The organism is Geodermatophilus sp. SYSU D00684, from assembly GCF_054050455.1.
On the sequence record NZ_JBJGZI010000013.1, the window covers coordinates 48,346 to 65,233 of the forward strand.

The window sequence follows — 16,888 nt, forward strand, 5'->3', positions numbered from 1 at the left end:
GTCGCGCCGCGCAACCGTCTGTCCTGCAGGCTAGTCGGCCTCTACGGTGCCCCCCGTGCCCGAATCCCCCCACCGGGTGGCCCCCGGGGGAACTCCCGGTGACCGCTCGCAGCTGATCGTCGACGTCCTGGTCGAGGCCTTCTCCGAGCTGATGGCCGCCGACGCCGACGCCTTCCGGACCAAGTTCCGCAAGATGGCCGCCGACCCCTTCGCGTTCTACCGCGGCAGCGCCTGCCTCTTCTACGCCGACGTGGACCGCCTCGAGGACCCCTGGTGCGACGAGCGGACCAGCCGGGTGTGGATCCAGGGCGACCTGCACGCGGAGAACTTCGGCACCTACATGGACGGCGCCGGGCGGATCGTCTTCGACGTCAACGACTTCGACGAGGCCTACGTCGGCTCGGTCACCTGGGACCTGCGCCGGTTCGTGGCCAGCTTCGCGCTGCTGGCGTGGCGCAAGGCGCTCGGCGACGACGTCATCGGCGACCTGGTCGGCACCTACCTCGGCGCCTACCTGGACCAGGTGGAGGCCTTCCGCCGCTCCGACGACGACCGCTCGTTCGCGCTGACCGTCGCGAACACCGAGGGCGCGGTCCGCGAGGCGATCCTCGAGACGACGACCCGCACGCGGGCCTCGTTGCTGGACCGGATGACCGTCGTCGAGGACTACCGGCGGCGGTTCGCCGACGGCGGCCGCACCCGCCGGCTCGACGACGCCGAGCGCGACCGGGTGCTCGCCGCACTGGACCGCTGGCGGGAGACCGTCGTCCCGCCGGTGCGCCGCCGCGACGTCGCCTACGACGTCAAGGACGTCATCGGCACCGGCGGGTTCGGCATCGGCAGCGCCGGCCTGCCCGCCTACAACGTGCTGCTCGAGGGCTACGACCAGGCGCTGGAGAACGACGTCGTCCTGTCGCTCAAACAGGGCAACGTGGCCGCGCCCAGCCGGATCGTCCGCGACGAGCGGATCCGCTCCTACTTCGAGCACCACGGGCACCGCACCGCGGTCAGCCAGCGGGCGCTGCAGGCCAACGCCTCGCAGTTCCTCGGGCACACCGAGATCGACGGCGTCGGGTTCGTCGTCCAGGAGCTCTCGCCCTACGAGGTGGACCTGGACTGGGAGGACCTCACCGAGCCCGAGGAGATCGCCCCGGTCGTGGCCCAGCTGGGCCGGGCGACGGCGAAGATGCACTGCGTCGGCGACATCGACAGCGACCACACCCTCGTCGACTTCCAGACCGAGGAGGCGGTGTCGGCGATGGTCGGCGGCCGGCGCGAGGAGTTCGTCGCCGACCTGGTCGACTTCGCGCACTCCTACGCGCGGCAGACGCAGGAGGACCACCGGCTGTTCGTCGACGCCTTCCGCGCCGGGCGCATCCCCGGGATCAGCTCGAGCGGCGCCCAGCCGCTCCGAGCGCGGTGAGCATGCCGACGTGCGGGCCGGTGCCCGCGACGTCGAACGGCGGGGTCACCACGCGGAAGCCCATCCGCTCGTAGAAGCCGGCCGCGGGGACCCGGGCGTTGCACCACAGCAGGTCCGCGTCCCGCGCGGCGAGCAGCTCCCGGCCGGCCGCGACCAGCGCGCGGCCGGCCCCGGCGCCCCGCACGGCGGGGTCGGTGGCCATGCCGCGCAGCTGCCACGGCGCCCGGGCCGGCTGCCACGGGCAGGGCGCGGGGGACAGGCGGACGACGCCGACCACCCGCCCGTCGGCGGTCCGGGCGGCGAGGTGCACGGTCGCGGGGTCCTCGTCGCCGGGCATCGCGGCCGGCCCGCCGCCGCGCAGGACGGCGCTGCGCAGCGGCAGGACGACGTCGAGGCCGACCTCCTCGACCGTGACGGTCACGTCGTGGGCGCGGCCCCGGAGCCGCAGTTCTCCCCGTGGTAGGTACCGATGCGCGACAGCGTCGGCCCGTCGCGGACCGTCTGCCAGTCGGCGGCGACCTCCCCGGGGGCGGTCACCCCGTCGAACGCGGTGACGGCCTGGTCGAGCAGGGGCGGCAGGGCGGCGACGCCCTGGGTCTCGGCGGCCTCGAGCGCCGCGCCCAGCCGGGCGACCACCGGCGTGGCGTCGGCGCAGAACGCCGCCGCCCCGGGGCCGGCGGACGACGGCGCGGCGGACGACGACGACGTCGCGGCCGCGCTCGAGGCGGACGACGGCGACGCCGACACGCCGCCGTCGTCCCCACCTCCGCAGCTCACCAGCAGGGCGCCGGCCGCGGTGAGCAGGCCGGCCCGGAGGAGTCGGGGCACGGGTCCACGCTGACCGGGGACGGCCTGCCTCCCCGGCCCGGCTCAGCGCGCCCGGCGGCCCCGGCGGGTGCGCAGGTAGTCCGCGACGACGTACTCGCCGAGCCGCTCGCTGTCGGGCGTGAAGACCCGGCCGCCGGCGCGCGCGGTGATGTCGTGGACGAAGTGCACCAGCCCCGGCTCGGGGTCGAGCGCGAACACGTTGAGCGTCGCGCCGGACCGGGCCACCCGCTCCACCTCGGCGACGGTCCGGGCGATCGTCTCCGGCATCGGCGGCCAGCAGAAGTACGGCGTGCCGTCCTCCTCCAGGTGCGCCGTCGGCTCGCCGTCGGTGACCACCAGGACCACCGGCTCGGCGTCGCGGTGCCGGGCCAGGAACCGGCGGGCGAGGATCAGCCCGTGCTGCAGGTTGGTGCCCTGCAGCGTGTCCACCGACAGCTCGGCCAGCGTCTCGGGCTTGAGCACCTGCGCGGTCGACGAGAACCCGATGATCTGGATCGCGTCCTGCGGGAAGCGGGTGGTCACCAGCGAGTGCAGCGCCATCGCCGTCGACTTGGCCGCGCCCCACGTGCCGCGCAGCGCCATCGAGTAGGACAGGTCGACCAGCAGCGCGACCGCGGCGCCGGTGCGCCGCTCGGTCTCCACGACCTCGAAGTCCTCGACGGCGATGCGGACCCGGCGCTCGCCGTGCCCGTGCGGGTCGCCGGCGGTGCGCAGCACCGCGTTGCGGACCGTGCGGACGACGTCGAGCGGCTGCTCGTCGCCGAACTGCCACTCCCGCGAGCTGCCGGTGAGCTCCCCGGCGGCGCCGGCGTCGGCGACGTCGTGCTCGCCGCGGCCGGTGGCGTCGAGCTTGGCGAACACCCGCCGCAGCGCGGTGGCGCCCAGCCGGCGCACCGCCTTCGGCGAGAGCTCCAGCTTGCCGTCGGAGCGGTTGAGGTAGCCCTGCCGCTCCAGCTCGCGCTCCATCTGCCGCAGCGCGGCGAGGTCGTCGACGGCCTCCCGGCCCAGCGCCTGCTCGAGCAGCTCCTCGTCGACGTCGGCCAGCGAGGCGCCGGCGTAGCCCTGGGAGAGCTGGTTGGACAGCGCCTCGAGGTCGGCCAGCTCCGCGACGGCGCTGGTGGCGTCGCCGAGGCCCAGGCCCTGCTCGCCGTCGGGCACCTGGCCGCGCTGGCCCCACGGCAGGTCGGGGCGGGCCTGGCGCAGCGCGTCCTGCAGGTGGGCCATCTCGCTGGCCAGCCCCAGGTCGGACATGGTCTGCGCCATGAGGTCGGCCAGCTCGGCCCGCTGCTCGGGCGAGAGGCCGGCCATCATGCGCTCCTGCGCGGCGGCCCGGCGGGCGAGGGAGTCGATCAGCTCGTCCACCGACTGCGGGTCGTCCGGGAAGAACTGGCCGTGCTTGTCCATGAACTCGCGGAAGCGCTCCTCGGTGTCCTCACCGCGGTTGTGCGCGTCCACCAGCTGCGACAGGTCGGCGACCATGTCCTTGACCGCCTGCACGTCCTGCTCGGTGGCGTTCTGCAGCGCCTGCTTCATGTTGGCGAAGGAGCTGTCGAGCACCTCCCGCCGCAGCAGGTCCTGGATCTGGTCGTAGGTCTGCCGGGCCTCGGGGGAGGCCCAGTCGTACTCCTTGAGCGCCCGGACGGCGCCCGCGGTGTCCTGCGGCAGCGCGTCGAGCTCGGCCTCCTTGAGCCGGGCCAGGTCGTCGGGGTCGGGGAACAGCTCCCGGCGCTCGGCCGCGAGCGCCCGGTCGAGCAGCTCGCGGACCTCCTGCAGCGTGCCGTCCATCCGGCCGGCGGTGCGGGCCTGCCGCAGCCGGTCCCGCACGGAGCGGCGCAGCTCGTCGAGGCCGCGGCGGCCGTCCATGCCGCGGCGCAGCAGCTCCCGCAGCGCCTCGCGGACGCCGCTGCCGCCGAGCACCGAGTCGCCGATCTCGTCGACGGCGCTGCCGAGGTCGTAGGGCGGGGCCAGCGGGTCGGGCCCGCCCCGCCAGCGGCCGTACCGGTACCCCTTGCCGGGGCGTGGGCGCGCCACCGTCAGGCCCCGTACACCGTGCGGGTGCCGTCGGTGTCCTTGGCCAGCCGGCGGGTGAGGTAGAGCCCCTCGAGGGCGAACTCGACCGCGGCGGCCGCCTGCTCGGCGGACTCCTCGCCCTCCGGCACGCCGAGGCGGCCGAGCAGCTCGGCCAGCCGGGGGATGGTGCCCAGCTGGCCCAGCAGCGCCGCGCCGGGCACCAGCTCGCCGGACTCGACGGTCTCGCCGCCGGTGAAGTGCTCCTGCAGGCCGGTCAGGTCCAGGCCGCCGCAGCGGGCCCGGAAGGTCTGCGCGGTCGCCTGCCGCAGCAGGTGCTCCAGCACCTCCAGCTCCCGGTCGTCGTCGGGGTCGCTGCCGGCGTCGGCGAACTCGACCTTGCCCCGGCTGGCCGGGACGACGCCCGGCAGGTCGACCACCCGGGCCACCGGCCGGGTCTCGCCGGCGATCGCGGCCCGGCGGACGGCGGAGGCGGCGACCGTCTCCAGCCCGGCGATCGCGAACCGGGCGCTGACGCCGGAGCGCTGGTCGACGTGGCTGGACTCGCGGACCAGCCGGGTGAACCGGGCGATGATCTCGACCAGGTGCTGGGGGACGACGGGGGCGTCGAACGCGTCGTGCCCGCTGGGGGCGCCCAGCCCGCTGGTGCGCGCCTCCTGCTCGAGCAGGCGGATCTCGTCGGCGAGCTCGAGCGGGTAGTGGGTGCGCACCTCGGCGCCGAAGCGGTCCTTGAGCGGGGTGATGATCCGCCCGCGGTTGGTGTAGTCCTCCGGGTTGGCGCTGGCCACGAGCAGCAGGTCCAGCGGCAGCCGCACGCGGTAGCCGCGGATCTGGATGTCGCGCTCCTCGAGCACGTTGAGCAGCGCGACCTGGATCCGCTCGGCGAGGTCGGGCAGCTCGTTGACGCTGAAGATGCCGCGGTTGGTGCGCGGGACCAGGCCGTAGTGGACCGTCTCCGGGTCGCCCAGGGTGCGGCCCTCGGCCACCTTGATCGGGTCGACGTCGCCGATGAGGTCGCCCACGCTGGTGTCGGGGGTGGCCAGCTTCTCCCCGAAGCGCTCGCTGCGGTGCAGCCAGCCGACCGGGGTGTCGTCGCCGTGCTCGGCGATCTGGCGGTGCGCCCACACGCTGATCGGGTGCAGCGGGTGCTCGTTGAGCTCGCTGCCGGCGAGGACCGGCGTCCACTCGTCGAGCAGGCCGACGAGGGTGCGGATGAGGCGGGTCTTGCCCTGGCCGCGCTCGCCCAGCAGGACGAGGTCGTGGCCGGCGATGAGGGCCCGCTCGACCTCGGGGACGACGGTGTCCTCGAAGCCGACGATGCCCGGGAGGGAGGGCTCGCCGGCGCCCAGGCGGGCGAGCAGGTTGGCGCGGATCTCGGCCTTGACGGGCCGGGCGACGGCTCCGCTGGCACGGAGCTCGCCGAGGGTCGTGGGTGCGGGTGGGGTCTGCGCTGGGGCGACGTCCGTCACCTCAGCCACGGTACGACGACCAGGGAGGATGCGGGAGCGGCTGCGTCGGCCCGGACGGGATCGTCCGCCCTGCGAGGATCAGGGCATGGGAGCGGATCTGGTCACCGGAGCCGACGTCGTCGCCGCCGCCGAGCTGCTCGACGGGGTCGCCCGGCGCACGCCGCTGGAGCACTCGCGGGCGCTGGCCGAGCGGGTCGGCGGCCCGGTGCACCTCAAGTGCGAGAACCTGCAGCACACCGGCTCGTTCAAGTTCCGCGGCGCCTACGTGCGGCTGTCCCGGCTGACCGCCGACGAGCGGGCCCGCGGGGTGGTCGCGGCCAGTGCCGGCAACCACGCGCAGGGGGTGGCGCTCGCCGCCCGGATGCTCGGCGTCCGGGCCACGGTGTTCATGCCCGAGTCCGCGCCGCTGCCGAAGGTGGCCGCCACCCGCGGCTACGGCGCCGACGCGCGGCTGGTCGGGGCCGACCTGACCGCGGCGCTGGCGGCCGCCGTCGAGCACGCCGAGGCGACCGGGGCGGTGTTCATCCACCCCTTCGACCACCCCGACGTCATCGCCGGGCAGGGGACGGTCGGGCTGGAGCTGCTCGAGCAGTGCCCCGAGGTCGCCACCGTCGTCGTCTGCACCGGCGGCGGCGGGCTGGTGTCCGGGGTGGCCGCCGCGGTGCGGGAGCGGCGGCCGGAGGCGCGGGTCGTGGCGGTGCAGGCGGCCGGGGCCGCCGCCTTCCCCGGGTCGCTGGCCGCCGGGCGGCCGGTGGCGCTGACCGGGGTCTCCACGATGGCCGACGGGATCGCCGTCGGCGCGCCCAGCGACCTCACCCTCGCGCACGTCCGCGACCTGGTCGACGACGTGCGCACGGTGGGGGAGGAGGACCTCTCCCGCGCGCTGCTGTTCTGCCTGGAGCGGGCCAAGCTCGTCGTCGAGCCGGCGGGGGTGGCCGCGGTCGCCGCCGTGATGGCCGAGCCGGAGGCGTTCCGGCCGCCGGTGGTCGCGGTCGTGTCCGGCGGCAACGTCGACCCGGTGCTGATGATGAAGGTCGTCCAGCACGGCATGGCCGCCGCCGGCCGGTACCTGCGGCTGCGGCTGGCGGTGCCCGACCGGCCGGGGTCGCTGGCCGCGGTGCTCGCGGTCCTCGCCGAGGCCGGCGCCAACGTGCTGGAGGTCGAGCACGAGCGGACGGCGACCCGCCTGGACCTCGGGCAGGTCGAGGTGTTCGTCGTCCTCGAGACCCGCGGACCGGACCACGCGCGGACCGTCGTCGGGGCGCTCGAGCAGGCCGGTTTCGCCGTCGCGGAGGCCTAGCGCTCACTTCTCCCGCGTCCGGCGGTCTGCCCTCCGGGACCGCCGGACGAGGAGAGGTGTCGTGGGAGAGAACAGCAGGCGTCGGACCGTTCGCCGGACGCGAAAAGCGTTCGGGAAGTGTCGGTGCTCACACCTAGTTTCCCTGTCATGAACGACGCGATCCTGGTCGAGGGACTGCAGAAGCGCTTCGGGTCGAACACAGCGTTGGCGGGGGTGGACCTCGCCGTTCCCGAGGGCACCGTGCTCGGGCTGCTCGGGCCCAACGGCGCGGGGAAGACGACCGTCGTCCGCATCCTGACCACGCTGCTGCAGCCCGACGGCGGGCGCGCGGAGGTGGCCGGCGTCGACGTCGTCCGCGAGCCGGACCGGGTGCGCTCGGTCATCGGGCTGACCGGGCAGTACGCCGCGGTCGACGAGTACCTGACCGGGTTCGAGAACCTGGAGATGGTCGGCCGGCTGTACCGGCTGGGGAAGCGGGAGTCGCGGGCCCGGGCGGGCGAGCTGCTCGAGCGGTTCGACCTCACCGACGCCGCGAACCGGCCGGCGAAGACCTACTCCGGCGGCATGCGCCGGCGGCTGGACATCGCCGCCTCGCTCATCGCCCGGCCGCGGGTGCTCTTCCTCGACGAGCCCACCACCGGCCTCGACCCGCGCAGCCGGCTGGCGATGTGGGAGTTCATCGCCGACCTCGCCGGCGGCGGGACGACGATCCTGCTCACCACCCAGTACCTGGAGGAGGCCGACCGGCTGGCCGACTCGATGGTGGTCATCGACCGCGGCCGGGCGATCGCGCGCGGCACGGCCGACGAGCTCAAGGCGCAGGTCGGCGGGCAGCGGCTGGAGTTCGCGGTCACCGACGCGGGTGCCCTGCCGGAGATGGTGGCGCGGCTGCGGCCGCTGGCGGTGGACGAGCCGCACGTCGACGAGCAGGCGCGCCGGCTGAGCATCCCGGTCAGCGGCGGCGCGGAGGTCCTGGCCGACGCGCTGCGCCGGCTCGACGGCCACACCGCCGACATCTTCGACGTCGGGCTGCGCCGCCCCGATCTCGACGACGTGTTCCTGGCGCTGACCGGCCATGCCGCCGACGACAGGGCCGCCGAGAGCGCGGACGCCGGCACCACCGACGAGACCCCGGCCGAGCCGGTCCCCACGGGAGGCGTGCGATGACCTCGCTGGCCGCGACGCTGTCGGACAGCGTCGTCATCACCAAGCGCAACCTGATCAAGGTGAAGCGGGTGCCCGACCTGATCGTGTTCGCGACGCTGTCGCCGATCATGTTCGTGGTGCTGTTCCGCTACGTGTTCGGCGGCGCGATCGGCGGGCTGCCGCCGGGCATCAGCTACGCGGAGTTCCTGCTGCCGGGGATCTTCGCGCAGACCGTCGTCTTCGGGTCGACCGTCACCGGCGCGAGCATCGCCGAGGACCTGCAGAAGGGGCTGATCGACCGGTTCCGGTCGCTGCCGATGTCCCGGTCCGCGGTGCTGGTCGGGCGCACGATCGCCGACTCCGGGCTCAACGTCATCTCGATCACGGTGATGGCGCTGACCGGCCTGGTGGTCGGCTGGCGGATCAACTCCTCGATCGGCGAGGCGGTGGGCGGGTTCCTCGTGCTGCTGGTGTTCGCCTACGCGATCTCGTGGCTGATGGCGGTGGTCGGGCTGCTGGTCCGCACGCCGGAGGTGGTGAACAACGCCAGCTTCATCGTGATCTTCCCGCTGACGTTCATCGCCAACACGTTCGTGCCGCTGGAGACCTTCCCGGCGGTGCTGCGCACCTTCGCCGAGTGGAACCCCGTCTCGTCGGTGACGCTGGCCGCGCGCGAGCTGTTCGGCAACGTGCCCGCCGGCTACCCGGTGCCCGACGCGTGGCCGCTGCAGAACCCGGTGCTCTACACGCTGATCTGGACGGCGGTCATCCTCGCGGTGTTCGTGCCGCTGTCGGTCCGCCTCTACCAGCGCACCGCGTCCCGGTAGAGCGACCGTCGTTCGCCGGTGGCCCAGGATCTCCCCGGTCCTGGGCCACCGGCGTACGGACCCAGGGCGGAGCGGCGCAGGATGGACGGCGATGAGCGCCGAGACCGCCCCCGCCGTGTCCAACCCGCTGTTCGCCGAGTCGCCGCTGCCGTACGGGCTGCCGCCGTTCGCCGGCATCACGCTCGAGCACTGCCGCGAGGCGGTGCTGGCCGGGATGGCCGAGCAGCGCGCCGAGATCGCCGCGATCACCGGGTCGGCCGAGCCGCCGACCTTCGCGAACACCATCGAGGCCCTCGAGCGCTCCGGCGCGCTGCTGCGCCGGGCCGAGGCGGTGTTCGGCAACCTGTCCTCGTCGCTGTCCACGCCGCGGCTGCGGGAGATCGAGCGGGAGCTCGCGCCGCTGGAGGCCGCGCACGCCGACGCGCTGCGGCTGGACCCGGAGCTGTTCGCCCGCGTCGACGCCGTCCACGCCGCCCGGCACTCCGCGGGCCTGGACCCCGAGGCGGTCCGGCTGGTGGAGCGTCACCACCTCGACCGGGTGCTGGCCGGCGCCCGGCTGGACGAGGCCGGCCGCGCCCGGCTGTCGGAGCTGAACCGGGAGCTGTCGGAGCTGTCCACGCAGTTCGGGCAGAACCTGCAGCTGGCCACCGAGGCCGCCGCCGTCCGGGTGGCCGACGCCGCCGCGCTCGACGGGCTGGGCGAGGAGGAGGTCGCCGCCGCGGCGCGCGCCGCCGCCGACCGCGGCCTCGACGGGTACGTGCTGCCGCTGCTGCTGCCCACCCGGCAGCCGGTGCTGGCCAAGCTGCGGGACCGGGAGCTGCGCCGCCGGGTGTTCGAGGCGTCGGTGACCCGCGCGTCGTCGGGCGAGCACGACAACGGGCCGGTCGCCGCGCGGATCGCCCGGCTGCGCGCGGAGCGGGCGCGGCTGCTCGGCTTCGCCACCCACGCCGACCTGGTGCTGGCCGACCAGACCGCCGGCAGCACCGCCGCCGTCGACGCGATGCTCACCTCGATGGTCGGGCCCTCGACGGCGAACGCGCGGGCCGAGGCCGAGGTGCTGGCCGAGGCCGCCGCCCGCGACGGGGTCGACGAGCTCGCGCCGTGGGACTGGGCGTTCTACAGCGAGCGGGTGCGCGCCGAGCGGTACTCGGTGGACACCGCGGCGCTGCGGTCGTGGTTCGAGCTGGACCGGGTGCTCGTCGACGGCGTCTTCCGGGCCGCGGAGCTGCTCTACGGCTTCCGGTTCAGCCCGCGCCCGGACCTCGCCGGCTACCACCCCGACGTCCGGGTGTGGGAGGTCAGCGGTCCCGACGGCGAGGCGGTCGGCCTCTACCTCGGCGACTTCTCCGCCCGCGAGGGCAAGCGCGGCGGCGCGTGGATGAGCTCGTTCGTCACCCAGTCGCGCCTGCTGGGCACCCGGCCGGTCGTCGTCAACAACCTCAACGTGGCCCGCGCGCCCGAGGGCCGGCCGACGCTGCTCACCCTCGACGAGGTCGACACCCTCTTCCACGAGTTCGGCCACGCGCTGCACGGGCTGAGCTCCGCGGTGACCTACCCGCGCTTCGCCGGGACCGCGGTGCCGCGGGACTTCGTCGAGTTCCCGAGCCAGGTCAACGAGATGTGGGCGCTGTGGCCGGAGGTGCTCGCGCACTACGCGCGGCACGTGGAGACGGGGGAGCCGCTGCCGTCGTCCGCCGTCGAGGCGCTCGACGCCGCCCGGCTGTGGGGCGAGGGCTTCGCGACGCTGGAGTACCTCGCCGCGACGCTGCTGGACCAGGCCTGGCACCGGATCACCCCGGAGACCGAGGTCGGCGACCCGGCGGAGTTCGAGCGGCAGGCGCTCGAGGCGGCCGGCGTCGCCTCCGACCTGGTGCCGCCGCGCTACCGGACGACGTACTTCCAGCACGTCTTCGCCGGCGGGTACGCGGCGGGCTACTACTCCTACATCTGGTCGGAGGTCCTCGACGCCGACACCGTCGAGTGGTTCCGCGAGAACGGCGGCCTGCGGCGGGAGAACGGCGACGTCTTCCGCGAGCGGCTGCTGTCCCGCGGCGGGGCGGTGGACCCGCTGGAGGCCTTCCGCGCGGTCCGCGGCCGCGACGCCGACCCGGCGCCCCTGCTCCGCCGCCGCGGGCTGGTGGCGAGCAGCTAGGGCCGTCGGGCCATGTCGTGCCGAGTGGGCCCCGGAGGGGTCCGCGCAGGCGCGACGCAGCGGCTCCACGGCAGCCGGGGACGGCACCTGGCCGCGGTGTCGGCCGGTAGGCCGGCGGTGTCAGAGCCAGGGGAGCGAGAGCACCAGGTCCAGGTCGTCGGGGGCGTCGCCGTCGCGGACGAGGCGGTTGGGCTGGCGGTGGCCGCACGCCGTGCAGCGGTGCACCACCTGCCAGCCCTTGCCGGACTTCTCGACCAGGCCGATCGGCTCCATGGGCTGCCGGCACCCGCTCGCGCGGTCGCCGGGCAGGTCGTCGACGTGCAGCGACCACAGGCACACCGGGCAGTGGTTGCGGTAGTGCCCGTCGGTGTTCGCGGGGACGTCGGCGGCGCAGTGCACGCAGGCGAAGCCGGTGTTCTCCGCCCGCCGCGAGCGGGCCACGCGCACGGGGAGGACCCCGGTCAGGGGACGAACGGCTCGACGGCGACGACCTCGACGGTGATGTCGCGGCCGTTGGGCGCCTGGTAGGTGACCGAGGTTCCCGGCTTCGCGCCGAGGATCGCCGAGCCCATCGCCGACTCCGGCGAGTAGACGGCGAGGTCGGTGGTGCCGGCGATCTCGCGGGAGCCGAGCAGGAACTTCTCGGTCTCGTCGTCGCCCTGGAAGCGGATGGTGATGACGGTGCCGAGCTCGGCGGTGGTGGCCGTCGTCGGCGGCTCGCCGACGCGCGCCTTGCGGAGCAGGTCGGTCAGCTGCCGGATCCGGCCCTCCTGCTTGCCCTGCTCCTCCTTGGCGGCGTGGTAGCCGCCGTTCTCCTTGAGGTCGCCCTCCTCGCGGCGGGCGTTGATCTCGGCGGCCATGGCGGGCCGGCCGGCCACCAACTGGTCGAGCTCGGCCTTCAGCCGGTCGTGGGCCTCCTGGGTCAGCCAGATGCCCTGCTCGTTCTCAGTGGGGGTGGTCACGCGGGGTACTCCTGCACAGCTCGGGAGCCGCCTCCCGGTCGGGATGCGGCGACGTCGATCCGGCCAAGCTAACACCGGCCGGGCAGCCCGTGCAGGGACCGTCCGCTCCCTGTCGGGGGAGCGGACGGTACCGGAACGGACCGTGACAGGCACCACATCCAGCCCTCCGGGGGACCCGTCGGCGGCCTTCCGTCGGCGGGTCGGGGGACACTGGGGAGGTGACCGACGCCGATCCGATGCGCCTGCTCGCCGTGCACGCCCACCCCGACGACGAGTCGAGCAAGGGTGCCGCGACGATGGCCAAGTACGTCGCCGAGGGCGTCGAGGTGATGGTGGCGACCTGCACCGGCGGCGAGCGCGGCTCGGTGCTCAACCCGTCGCTGGACCGCCCGGAGATCTGGGAGCGGCTGCCGCAGCTGCGCGTCGAGGAGATGGCCCGGGCCCGGGAGATCCTGGGCGTCCAGCAGGAGTTCCTCGGGTTCGTCGACTCCGGCCTGCCCGAGGGTGACCCCCTGCCGCCGCTGCCCGACGGCTGCTTCGCGCTGGTGCCCACCGAGGAGGCGTCCGCGCCGCTGGTGGCGCTGATCCGCCGGTTCCGGCCGCAGGTCGTGCTCACCTACGACGAGCGCGGCGGCTACCCGCACCCCGACCACATCAAGACGCACGAGGTCTCGGTGCACGCCTTCGAGGCCGCCGGCGACCCCGAGCGCTACCCCGAGCTGGGCGAGCCCTGGCAGCCGAGCAAGCTCTACTACCACATGGGCTTCACGCTGACCCGGACGCGGGCGCTGCACGAGGCGATGCTCGAGACCGGCGCCGAGTCGCCCTACGCCGAGTGGCTGGCCAACTGGGACCCGGAGCGGGACACGAGCCACCGCGTCACCACCCGCGTCCCGTGCGCCGAGTACTTCCCGGTGCGCGACGCCGCCCTGATCGCGCACGCCACCCAGATCGACCCGGACGGCCGCTGGTTCGCCTGCCCGATGGACCTGCAGCAGCGGGTGTGGCCGACCGAGGACTACGAGCTGGCCCGCTCGCTGGTGGACTCGATGCTGCCGGAGGACGACCTGTTCGCCGGCATCCGCAGCGAGGTGCCGGTCCCGTGAACGCCGGGCTGGTGAGCGGCGCGCTGGCCGGGGCGGTCCTGGCCGCGGAGGAGCAGCTGCCCGAGGACGTCGGCAAGTCCGGCCCGCTGGGGCTGTTCCTCACCCTCGTCCTGCTGCTCGCCGTCCTCCTGCTGGTCCGCTCGATGAACCGGCACCTCAAGCGGATCCCGCGCAGCTTCGAGCCGGAGGACGACCAGCCGCAGGTCGTCGTCCCCGACACCCCGGCGGAGCTGGTCGACCCGCCGCGCCGGCCCGGTCAGGACCTGCTCGACGACCTGCGCCGCGCTCCCCGCGCGATCGAGGGCCCCAGGCGGAGCGACCCCGAACGCGACGACCGCACGGACCCGCCGGCGCACTGACGCCGGCGGGCCTCCTGCCGGCCGGGCCGGGGGAGCCCCGGCCCGGCCGCGCTGCTCACCAGGTGTGCGCGACGTCGACGACGAGGCGCGAGCCGTCGCCGGGGCCGTCGAGGACCAGCACGCGGAACGGCAGGCGGGCGCGCACGCCCAGCCCGACGGTGCTGCTGCCCTCGAACGAGCCGGCGTAGGCGACCTGCCGGAAGGTGCGGTAGCCGGCGACGGCGACGGCCTCGGCGTCGGTGGGCGGGTCGTAGGTCGCCGCCCCGGTCTCGGTGTACCCGGGGGTGTGCACGACGACCTGCAGGTCGGCGGCCCCGCGCAGGGGCACGGGCCGGCCCGACCCGTCCTGCACGACCTGGGGCACGTACCGGACGTCGTAGCCGACGTCGGTGGCGTCGATCCCGTCGAGGTCGAGGACCAGCCGGTCGTAGCAGGCGTGCCGGCCGGTGCGGACGTCGTCGAGGGTGCCGCGGCCGCCGTCGGCGACGGTCTCCGGCAGGGAGCCCCACGCCGTGCTGCACGAGGCGGCGGAGGCGGAGGGGAGGGCGACGCCGAGGGCGGCCGTGGCGGCGGCCAGGACGACGGCGGCGCGGGTGCGGGTGGTGCTCATGGCGGGCTCCCGGGTCAGGGGGATGCGGACGAGGCGAGGATGCGCCGACGGTCGTCCGGAAACCATGGCCCGGATCGCCCACGGGCGTCGATCTGCGGCGCCTTCCACTGTGCAGAAGTGACAGGAAACGGCCTCCCGGGCGCGACACGAGGTGGCAGATCGCCTTCCCGTGGTCCGGGCATGACGCTGCGTGCGGGGAACCGGTAGGGGCCGGATCGGCGGGGTCGGCGCACGGCGTCCGCCGCGGCCTGCTTGTGTCCGGTGACCCGTTCCGCTACGCGTTGGCGGGTGACGTCCCGGTCCGGTGGGTCCTCCCGCGGTCGGGGGCGGCCCCGGGACGACAGCCTCGACTCGCGCATCCTGGAGCAGACGATCCGGCTGCTCGTGGCCCACGGCTACGCCGGGTTCACCCTCGACCAGCTGGCCGCCCGCAGCGGCGTCGCCAAGACCACGATCCTGCGCCGGTGGCCGTCCAAGGCGGCGGTGGCCGCCGCCGGGCTGGAGCGGCTGGCCCTGCACAGCGTGTCCGTGCCGGACACCGGGACCCTGCGCGGGGACCTGGAGGAGATGCTGCACGGGGCCGTCGACACGTTCGTGCGCGGCCGTGGACGGTTCGTGCCCCGGCTGATCCGCGAGTCGGGGCACCGGCCGGAGATAGCCGACCTGCTGGCCACCGTCATCCACACCCGCCGCCAGGCCTACCGGCGGATCCTGGCGCGGGCGCTGGCCCGCGGTGAGCTGTCGCCGGCCGTCGACCACGAGCTCTTCATCGACGTGCTCATCGGCCCGGTCTGGACGCGGCTGCTCATCACCCGCGACCCGGTCACCCGCGAGTACGTCGACCGCGTCGTGCACGCCGCCCTGACCGCCTTCACGCAGCCGGCACCCACGCAGCGGCCCGCAGGCCCCGGGCTCCACGGTGACGGCAGCCCACCACGGCGGGCCGGCGCCGAGGACGGGCAGCCGGGGCGGGACCTCCCGACCGGGAGGTGACCGGTGTCGTGGTGGGCGGCCCGACCGGGCGCTCGACCGGCGGGATCGTCCCGTCGTCCATTCCGGCGTCATGCAATTGACGGATGTGAAGATCGATCCGTCGTACGCTGATCGGCCGGTGCGGGAAATCTAACGTCCCTGGTGTGTCCATTCCACCGAACGGCCGTTCCGCGGGCCTCCTGCGGATCGTCGTCGCGGACGACCACCCGCTCTCCCTCGCTGCGCTGATCGATCTCATCGCGGAGGAGCCGTCCGTGCGGCTCGTCGGCGCTGCGCTGCGGGTGGACGACGCCATAACGCTGGCGCTGGCCCACTGCCCGGACGTCGTCCTGGTGGACGTGCACATGCCCGACGGCGGTGGTGAACGAGTGGCCTCCACCATTCGGGAAATGCTTCCCGGCGTGCGGATCGTCGCATTGTCCGCACATCTGGAAGAGGAACGGATCCGCGGGATGCTCTCGGCCGGTGCGGACCGGTTCGAGCCCAAGGAAGCAGATTTCGCGTCACTCATGCGGGATCTCGTCCACGAACACCACCGCGGTTCCGCGAAGTGACCGCCAGCGAGGCCGGCGGTGCCTCGCCGAATCGACAGGAGTCCCCCGCGATGCCCCTGCGCTCACCGCGGGCCACGGTCCGCGCTACCCGATGGAAGGTCGCCGCGCCCCTCGCGGCCGCGACGCTGGCCGTCTCCGCAGCGGCGTACGGCACGTCCTCGCCGGAGCCGGCGCCGTCCGGCACGTCGCTGCCGGAGCTGGCCTCGTCGCTGTACGTCGACCCGGACTCCCAGGCCGCGGTCTGGGCGGAGTCCAACCCGGACGATCCCGCGGCCCGGGAGGTCGAGGAACGGATCGCCAGCCAGCCGACGGGCAAGTGGTTCGGCGCGTGGAGCGGTGACATCACCACCGCCGTGGAGGACTACACCTCCGCCGCGGCCGACGCCGGCGAGGTGCCCGTCCTGATCGCCTACAACGTCCCCCACCGCGACTGCGGCGGCCACAGCGCCGGCGGACAGGGCGACGAGGGCGCGTACCGCCGCTGGGTGGACGGGTTCGACGCCGGACTCGGCGACCGCCCCGCGCTGGTGGTCCTGGAGCCGGACGCGCTGGCCCAGCTGGACACCTGCCTGAGTGACCAGCAGCAGGAGGACCGGCTGCGCCTGCTGTCCTACGCGGTGGAGAAGCTGCAGTCGGACGACGTCTGGGTGTACCTGGACGCCGGCCACTCGAACTGGGTCCCCGCGGACGTGATGGCCGAGCGGCTGGAGGCGGCCGGCATCGCCGACGCGCACGGGTTCGCCCTCAACGTGTCCAACTACAACGCCACGGACGACGAGGTCGCGTACGCGGACGAGCTCAACGGTGCCCTGGGGACCTCCAAGCCCTTCGTCGTCGACACCAGCCGCAACGGCAACGGCGCGAACGGTGAGTGGTGCAACCCCGGTGACCGGCAGATCGGCGAGGCGCCCGGCGCCGAGGACGGGGGACAGCTGCGACTGTGGCTCAAGGCCCCGGGCGAGTCCGACGGCGACTGCGGGATCGGCGAGGGCACCGCGGCGGGCGAGTTCTCCCCGGAGCTCGCGATGAGCCTGCTCGAGGGAGCGGAGCCCGTCGAGCCGTGACGTCGGGCCGGGACCTCGCAGCCGCACCGCCGCGACCCGGCGCCCGGCGGGACCACGACGACGTCCC

Annotated in this window: 17 protein-coding genes; 10 read left to right on the forward strand and 7 right to left on the reverse strand. The window is 74.6% G+C overall.

Annotated elements, in window-relative coordinates; genetic code table 11:
• Positions 1–55: 55 nt before the first annotated feature.
• Complete coding sequence (locus ACI79L_RS11340; RefSeq protein WP_456936888.1) at positions 56–1,423, forward strand: DUF2252 domain-containing protein; 1,368 nt, start codon at positions 56–58, stop codon at positions 1,421–1,423.
• On the opposite strand, the gene ACI79L_RS11345 is transcribed toward ACI79L_RS11340, so the two are convergent.
• From ACI79L_RS11345 to ACI79L_RS11360, 4 genes are read right to left on the reverse strand one after another with little or no spacing between them, the layout of a single operon-like run.
• The gene (locus ACI79L_RS11345) at positions 1,386–1,844 is read right to left on the reverse strand and encodes a GNAT family N-acetyltransferase (RefSeq protein WP_456936889.1); all 459 of its coding nucleotides are present in this window, start codon (positions 1,842–1,844) and stop codon (positions 1,386–1,388) included. The two genes, ACI79L_RS11340 and ACI79L_RS11345, sit on opposite strands and share 38 nt — an antisense overlap.
• Positions 1,841–2,251 carry a hypothetical protein gene (locus ACI79L_RS11350; protein WP_456936890.1) on the reverse strand — a complete coding sequence of 137 codons (411 nt, stop codon included), beginning with the start codon at positions 2,249–2,251 and terminating at the stop codon, positions 1,841–1,843. Before ACI79L_RS11350 ends, ACI79L_RS11345 begins: the two co-directional genes overlap by 4 nt.
• A gap of 42 nt (positions 2,252–2,293) precedes the next feature.
• Complete coding sequence (locus tag ACI79L_RS11355) at positions 2,294–4,282, reverse strand: VWA domain-containing protein (RefSeq protein WP_456936891.1); 1,989 nt, start codon at positions 4,280–4,282, stop codon at positions 2,294–2,296.
• Positions 4,283–4,284: 2 nt separating this feature from the next.
• Entirely contained in the window at positions 4,285–5,748 is a 1,464-nt protein-coding gene (locus ACI79L_RS11360) for a sigma 54-interacting transcriptional regulator (RefSeq protein ID WP_456936892.1), read from the reverse strand.
• A gap of 85 nt (positions 5,749–5,833) precedes the next feature.
• Between ACI79L_RS11360 and ilvA the strand changes: the two genes are divergently transcribed.
• The 4 genes from ilvA (at position 5,834) to ACI79L_RS11380 (ending at position 11,173) form a co-directional block, all read left to right on the forward strand.
• On the forward strand, positions 5,834–7,048 hold the full coding sequence (gene ilvA / locus ACI79L_RS11365; protein WP_456936893.1) for a threonine ammonia-lyase: 1,215 nt from the start codon (positions 5,834–5,836) through the stop codon (positions 7,046–7,048).
• Between the two features lie 147 nt (positions 7,049–7,195).
• Positions 7,196–8,215 carry an ATP-binding cassette domain-containing protein gene (locus ACI79L_RS11370; RefSeq protein WP_456936894.1) on the forward strand — a complete coding sequence of 340 codons (1,020 nt, stop codon included), beginning with the start codon at positions 7,196–7,198 and terminating at the stop codon, positions 8,213–8,215.
• A complete protein-coding gene (locus ACI79L_RS11375) occupies positions 8,212–9,021 on the forward strand; it encodes an ABC transporter permease (protein WP_387987883.1) in 810 nt (269 codons plus the stop codon). Before ACI79L_RS11370 ends, ACI79L_RS11375 begins: the two co-directional genes overlap by 4 nt.
• Positions 9,022–9,112: 91 nt before the next feature.
• Positions 9,113–11,173 carry a M3 family metallopeptidase gene (locus tag ACI79L_RS11380; protein WP_456936895.1) on the forward strand — a complete coding sequence of 687 codons (2,061 nt, stop codon included), beginning with the start codon at positions 9,113–9,115 and terminating at the stop codon, positions 11,171–11,173.
• Positions 11,174–11,293: 120 nt separating this feature from the next.
• Here ACI79L_RS11380 and ACI79L_RS11385 read toward each other — a convergent pair whose 3' ends face one another.
• Entirely contained in the window at positions 11,294–11,620 is a 327-nt protein-coding gene (locus ACI79L_RS11385) for an RNHCP domain-containing protein (protein WP_456936896.1), read from the reverse strand.
• Between the two features lie 14 nt (positions 11,621–11,634).
• Positions 11,635–12,135: a transcription elongation factor GreA gene (greA, locus tag ACI79L_RS11390; protein ID WP_110907602.1), complete on the reverse strand. Its 501-nt coding sequence runs from the start codon at positions 12,133–12,135 to the stop codon at positions 11,635–11,637.
• Between the two features lie 218 nt (positions 12,136–12,353).
• Between greA and mca the strand changes: the two genes are divergently transcribed.
• On the forward strand, positions 12,354–13,241 hold the full coding sequence (mca, locus tag ACI79L_RS11395; RefSeq protein ID WP_456936897.1) for a mycothiol conjugate amidase Mca: 888 nt from the start codon (positions 12,354–12,356) through the stop codon (positions 13,239–13,241).
• Positions 13,238–13,600: a hypothetical protein gene (locus ACI79L_RS11400; protein WP_456936898.1), complete on the forward strand. Its 363-nt coding sequence runs from the start codon at positions 13,238–13,240 to the stop codon at positions 13,598–13,600. The genes mca and ACI79L_RS11400 overlap by 4 nt, the downstream gene beginning before the upstream one ends.
• A 55-nt stretch (positions 13,601–13,655) precedes the next feature.
• Here ACI79L_RS11400 and ACI79L_RS11405 read toward each other — a convergent pair whose 3' ends face one another.
• Positions 13,656–14,210, reverse strand: coding sequence for an AMIN-like domain-containing (lipo)protein (locus ACI79L_RS11405; RefSeq protein WP_456936899.1), 555 nt, complete (start codon positions 14,208–14,210; stop codon positions 13,656–13,658).
• Positions 14,211–14,498: 288 nt separating this feature from the next.
• Between ACI79L_RS11405 and ACI79L_RS11410 the strand changes: the two genes are divergently transcribed.
• The 3 genes from ACI79L_RS11410 to ACI79L_RS11420 all read left to right on the forward strand — a co-directional run bounded on the left by ACI79L_RS11410 (position 14,499) and on the right by ACI79L_RS11420 (position 16,821).
• Positions 14,499–15,203: a TetR/AcrR family transcriptional regulator gene (locus ACI79L_RS11410; protein WP_456936900.1), complete on the forward strand. Its 705-nt coding sequence runs from the start codon at positions 14,499–14,501 to the stop codon at positions 15,201–15,203.
• Between the two features lie 143 nt (positions 15,204–15,346).
• A complete protein-coding gene (locus tag ACI79L_RS11415) occupies positions 15,347–15,757 on the forward strand; it encodes a response regulator (protein ID WP_456936901.1) in 411 nt (136 codons plus the stop codon).
• A gap of 50 nt (positions 15,758–15,807) precedes the next feature.
• Positions 15,808–16,821: a glycoside hydrolase family 6 protein gene (locus tag ACI79L_RS11420; protein ID WP_456936902.1), complete on the forward strand. Its 1,014-nt coding sequence runs from the start codon at positions 15,808–15,810 to the stop codon at positions 16,819–16,821.
• The last annotated feature ends 67 nt before the right edge of the window (positions 16,822–16,888 follow it).

Bases quoted from the DNA above. Each gene is read 5' to 3' on its own strand.
- ilvA (WP_456936893.1), top strand. From the start codon at position 5,834: ATGGGAGCGGATCTGGTCACCGGAGCCGACGTCGTCGCCGCCGCCGAG.
- ACI79L_RS11375 (WP_387987883.1), top strand. From the start codon at position 8,212: ATGACCTCGCTGGCCGCGACGCTGTCGGACAGCGTCGTCATCACCAAG.
- ACI79L_RS11370 (WP_456936894.1), top strand. From the start codon at position 7,196: ATGAACGACGCGATCCTGGTCGAGGGACTGCAGAAGCGCTTCGGGTCG.
- ACI79L_RS11380 (WP_456936895.1), top strand. From the start codon at position 9,113: ATGAGCGCCGAGACCGCCCCCGCCGTGTCCAACCCGCTGTTCGCCGAG.
- ACI79L_RS11405 (WP_456936899.1), bottom strand. From the start codon at position 14,210: ATGAGCACCACCCGCACCCGCGCCGCCGTCGTCCTGGCCGCCGCCACG.
- ACI79L_RS11420 (WP_456936902.1), top strand. From the start codon at position 15,808: ATGCCCCTGCGCTCACCGCGGGCCACGGTCCGCGCTACCCGATGGAAG.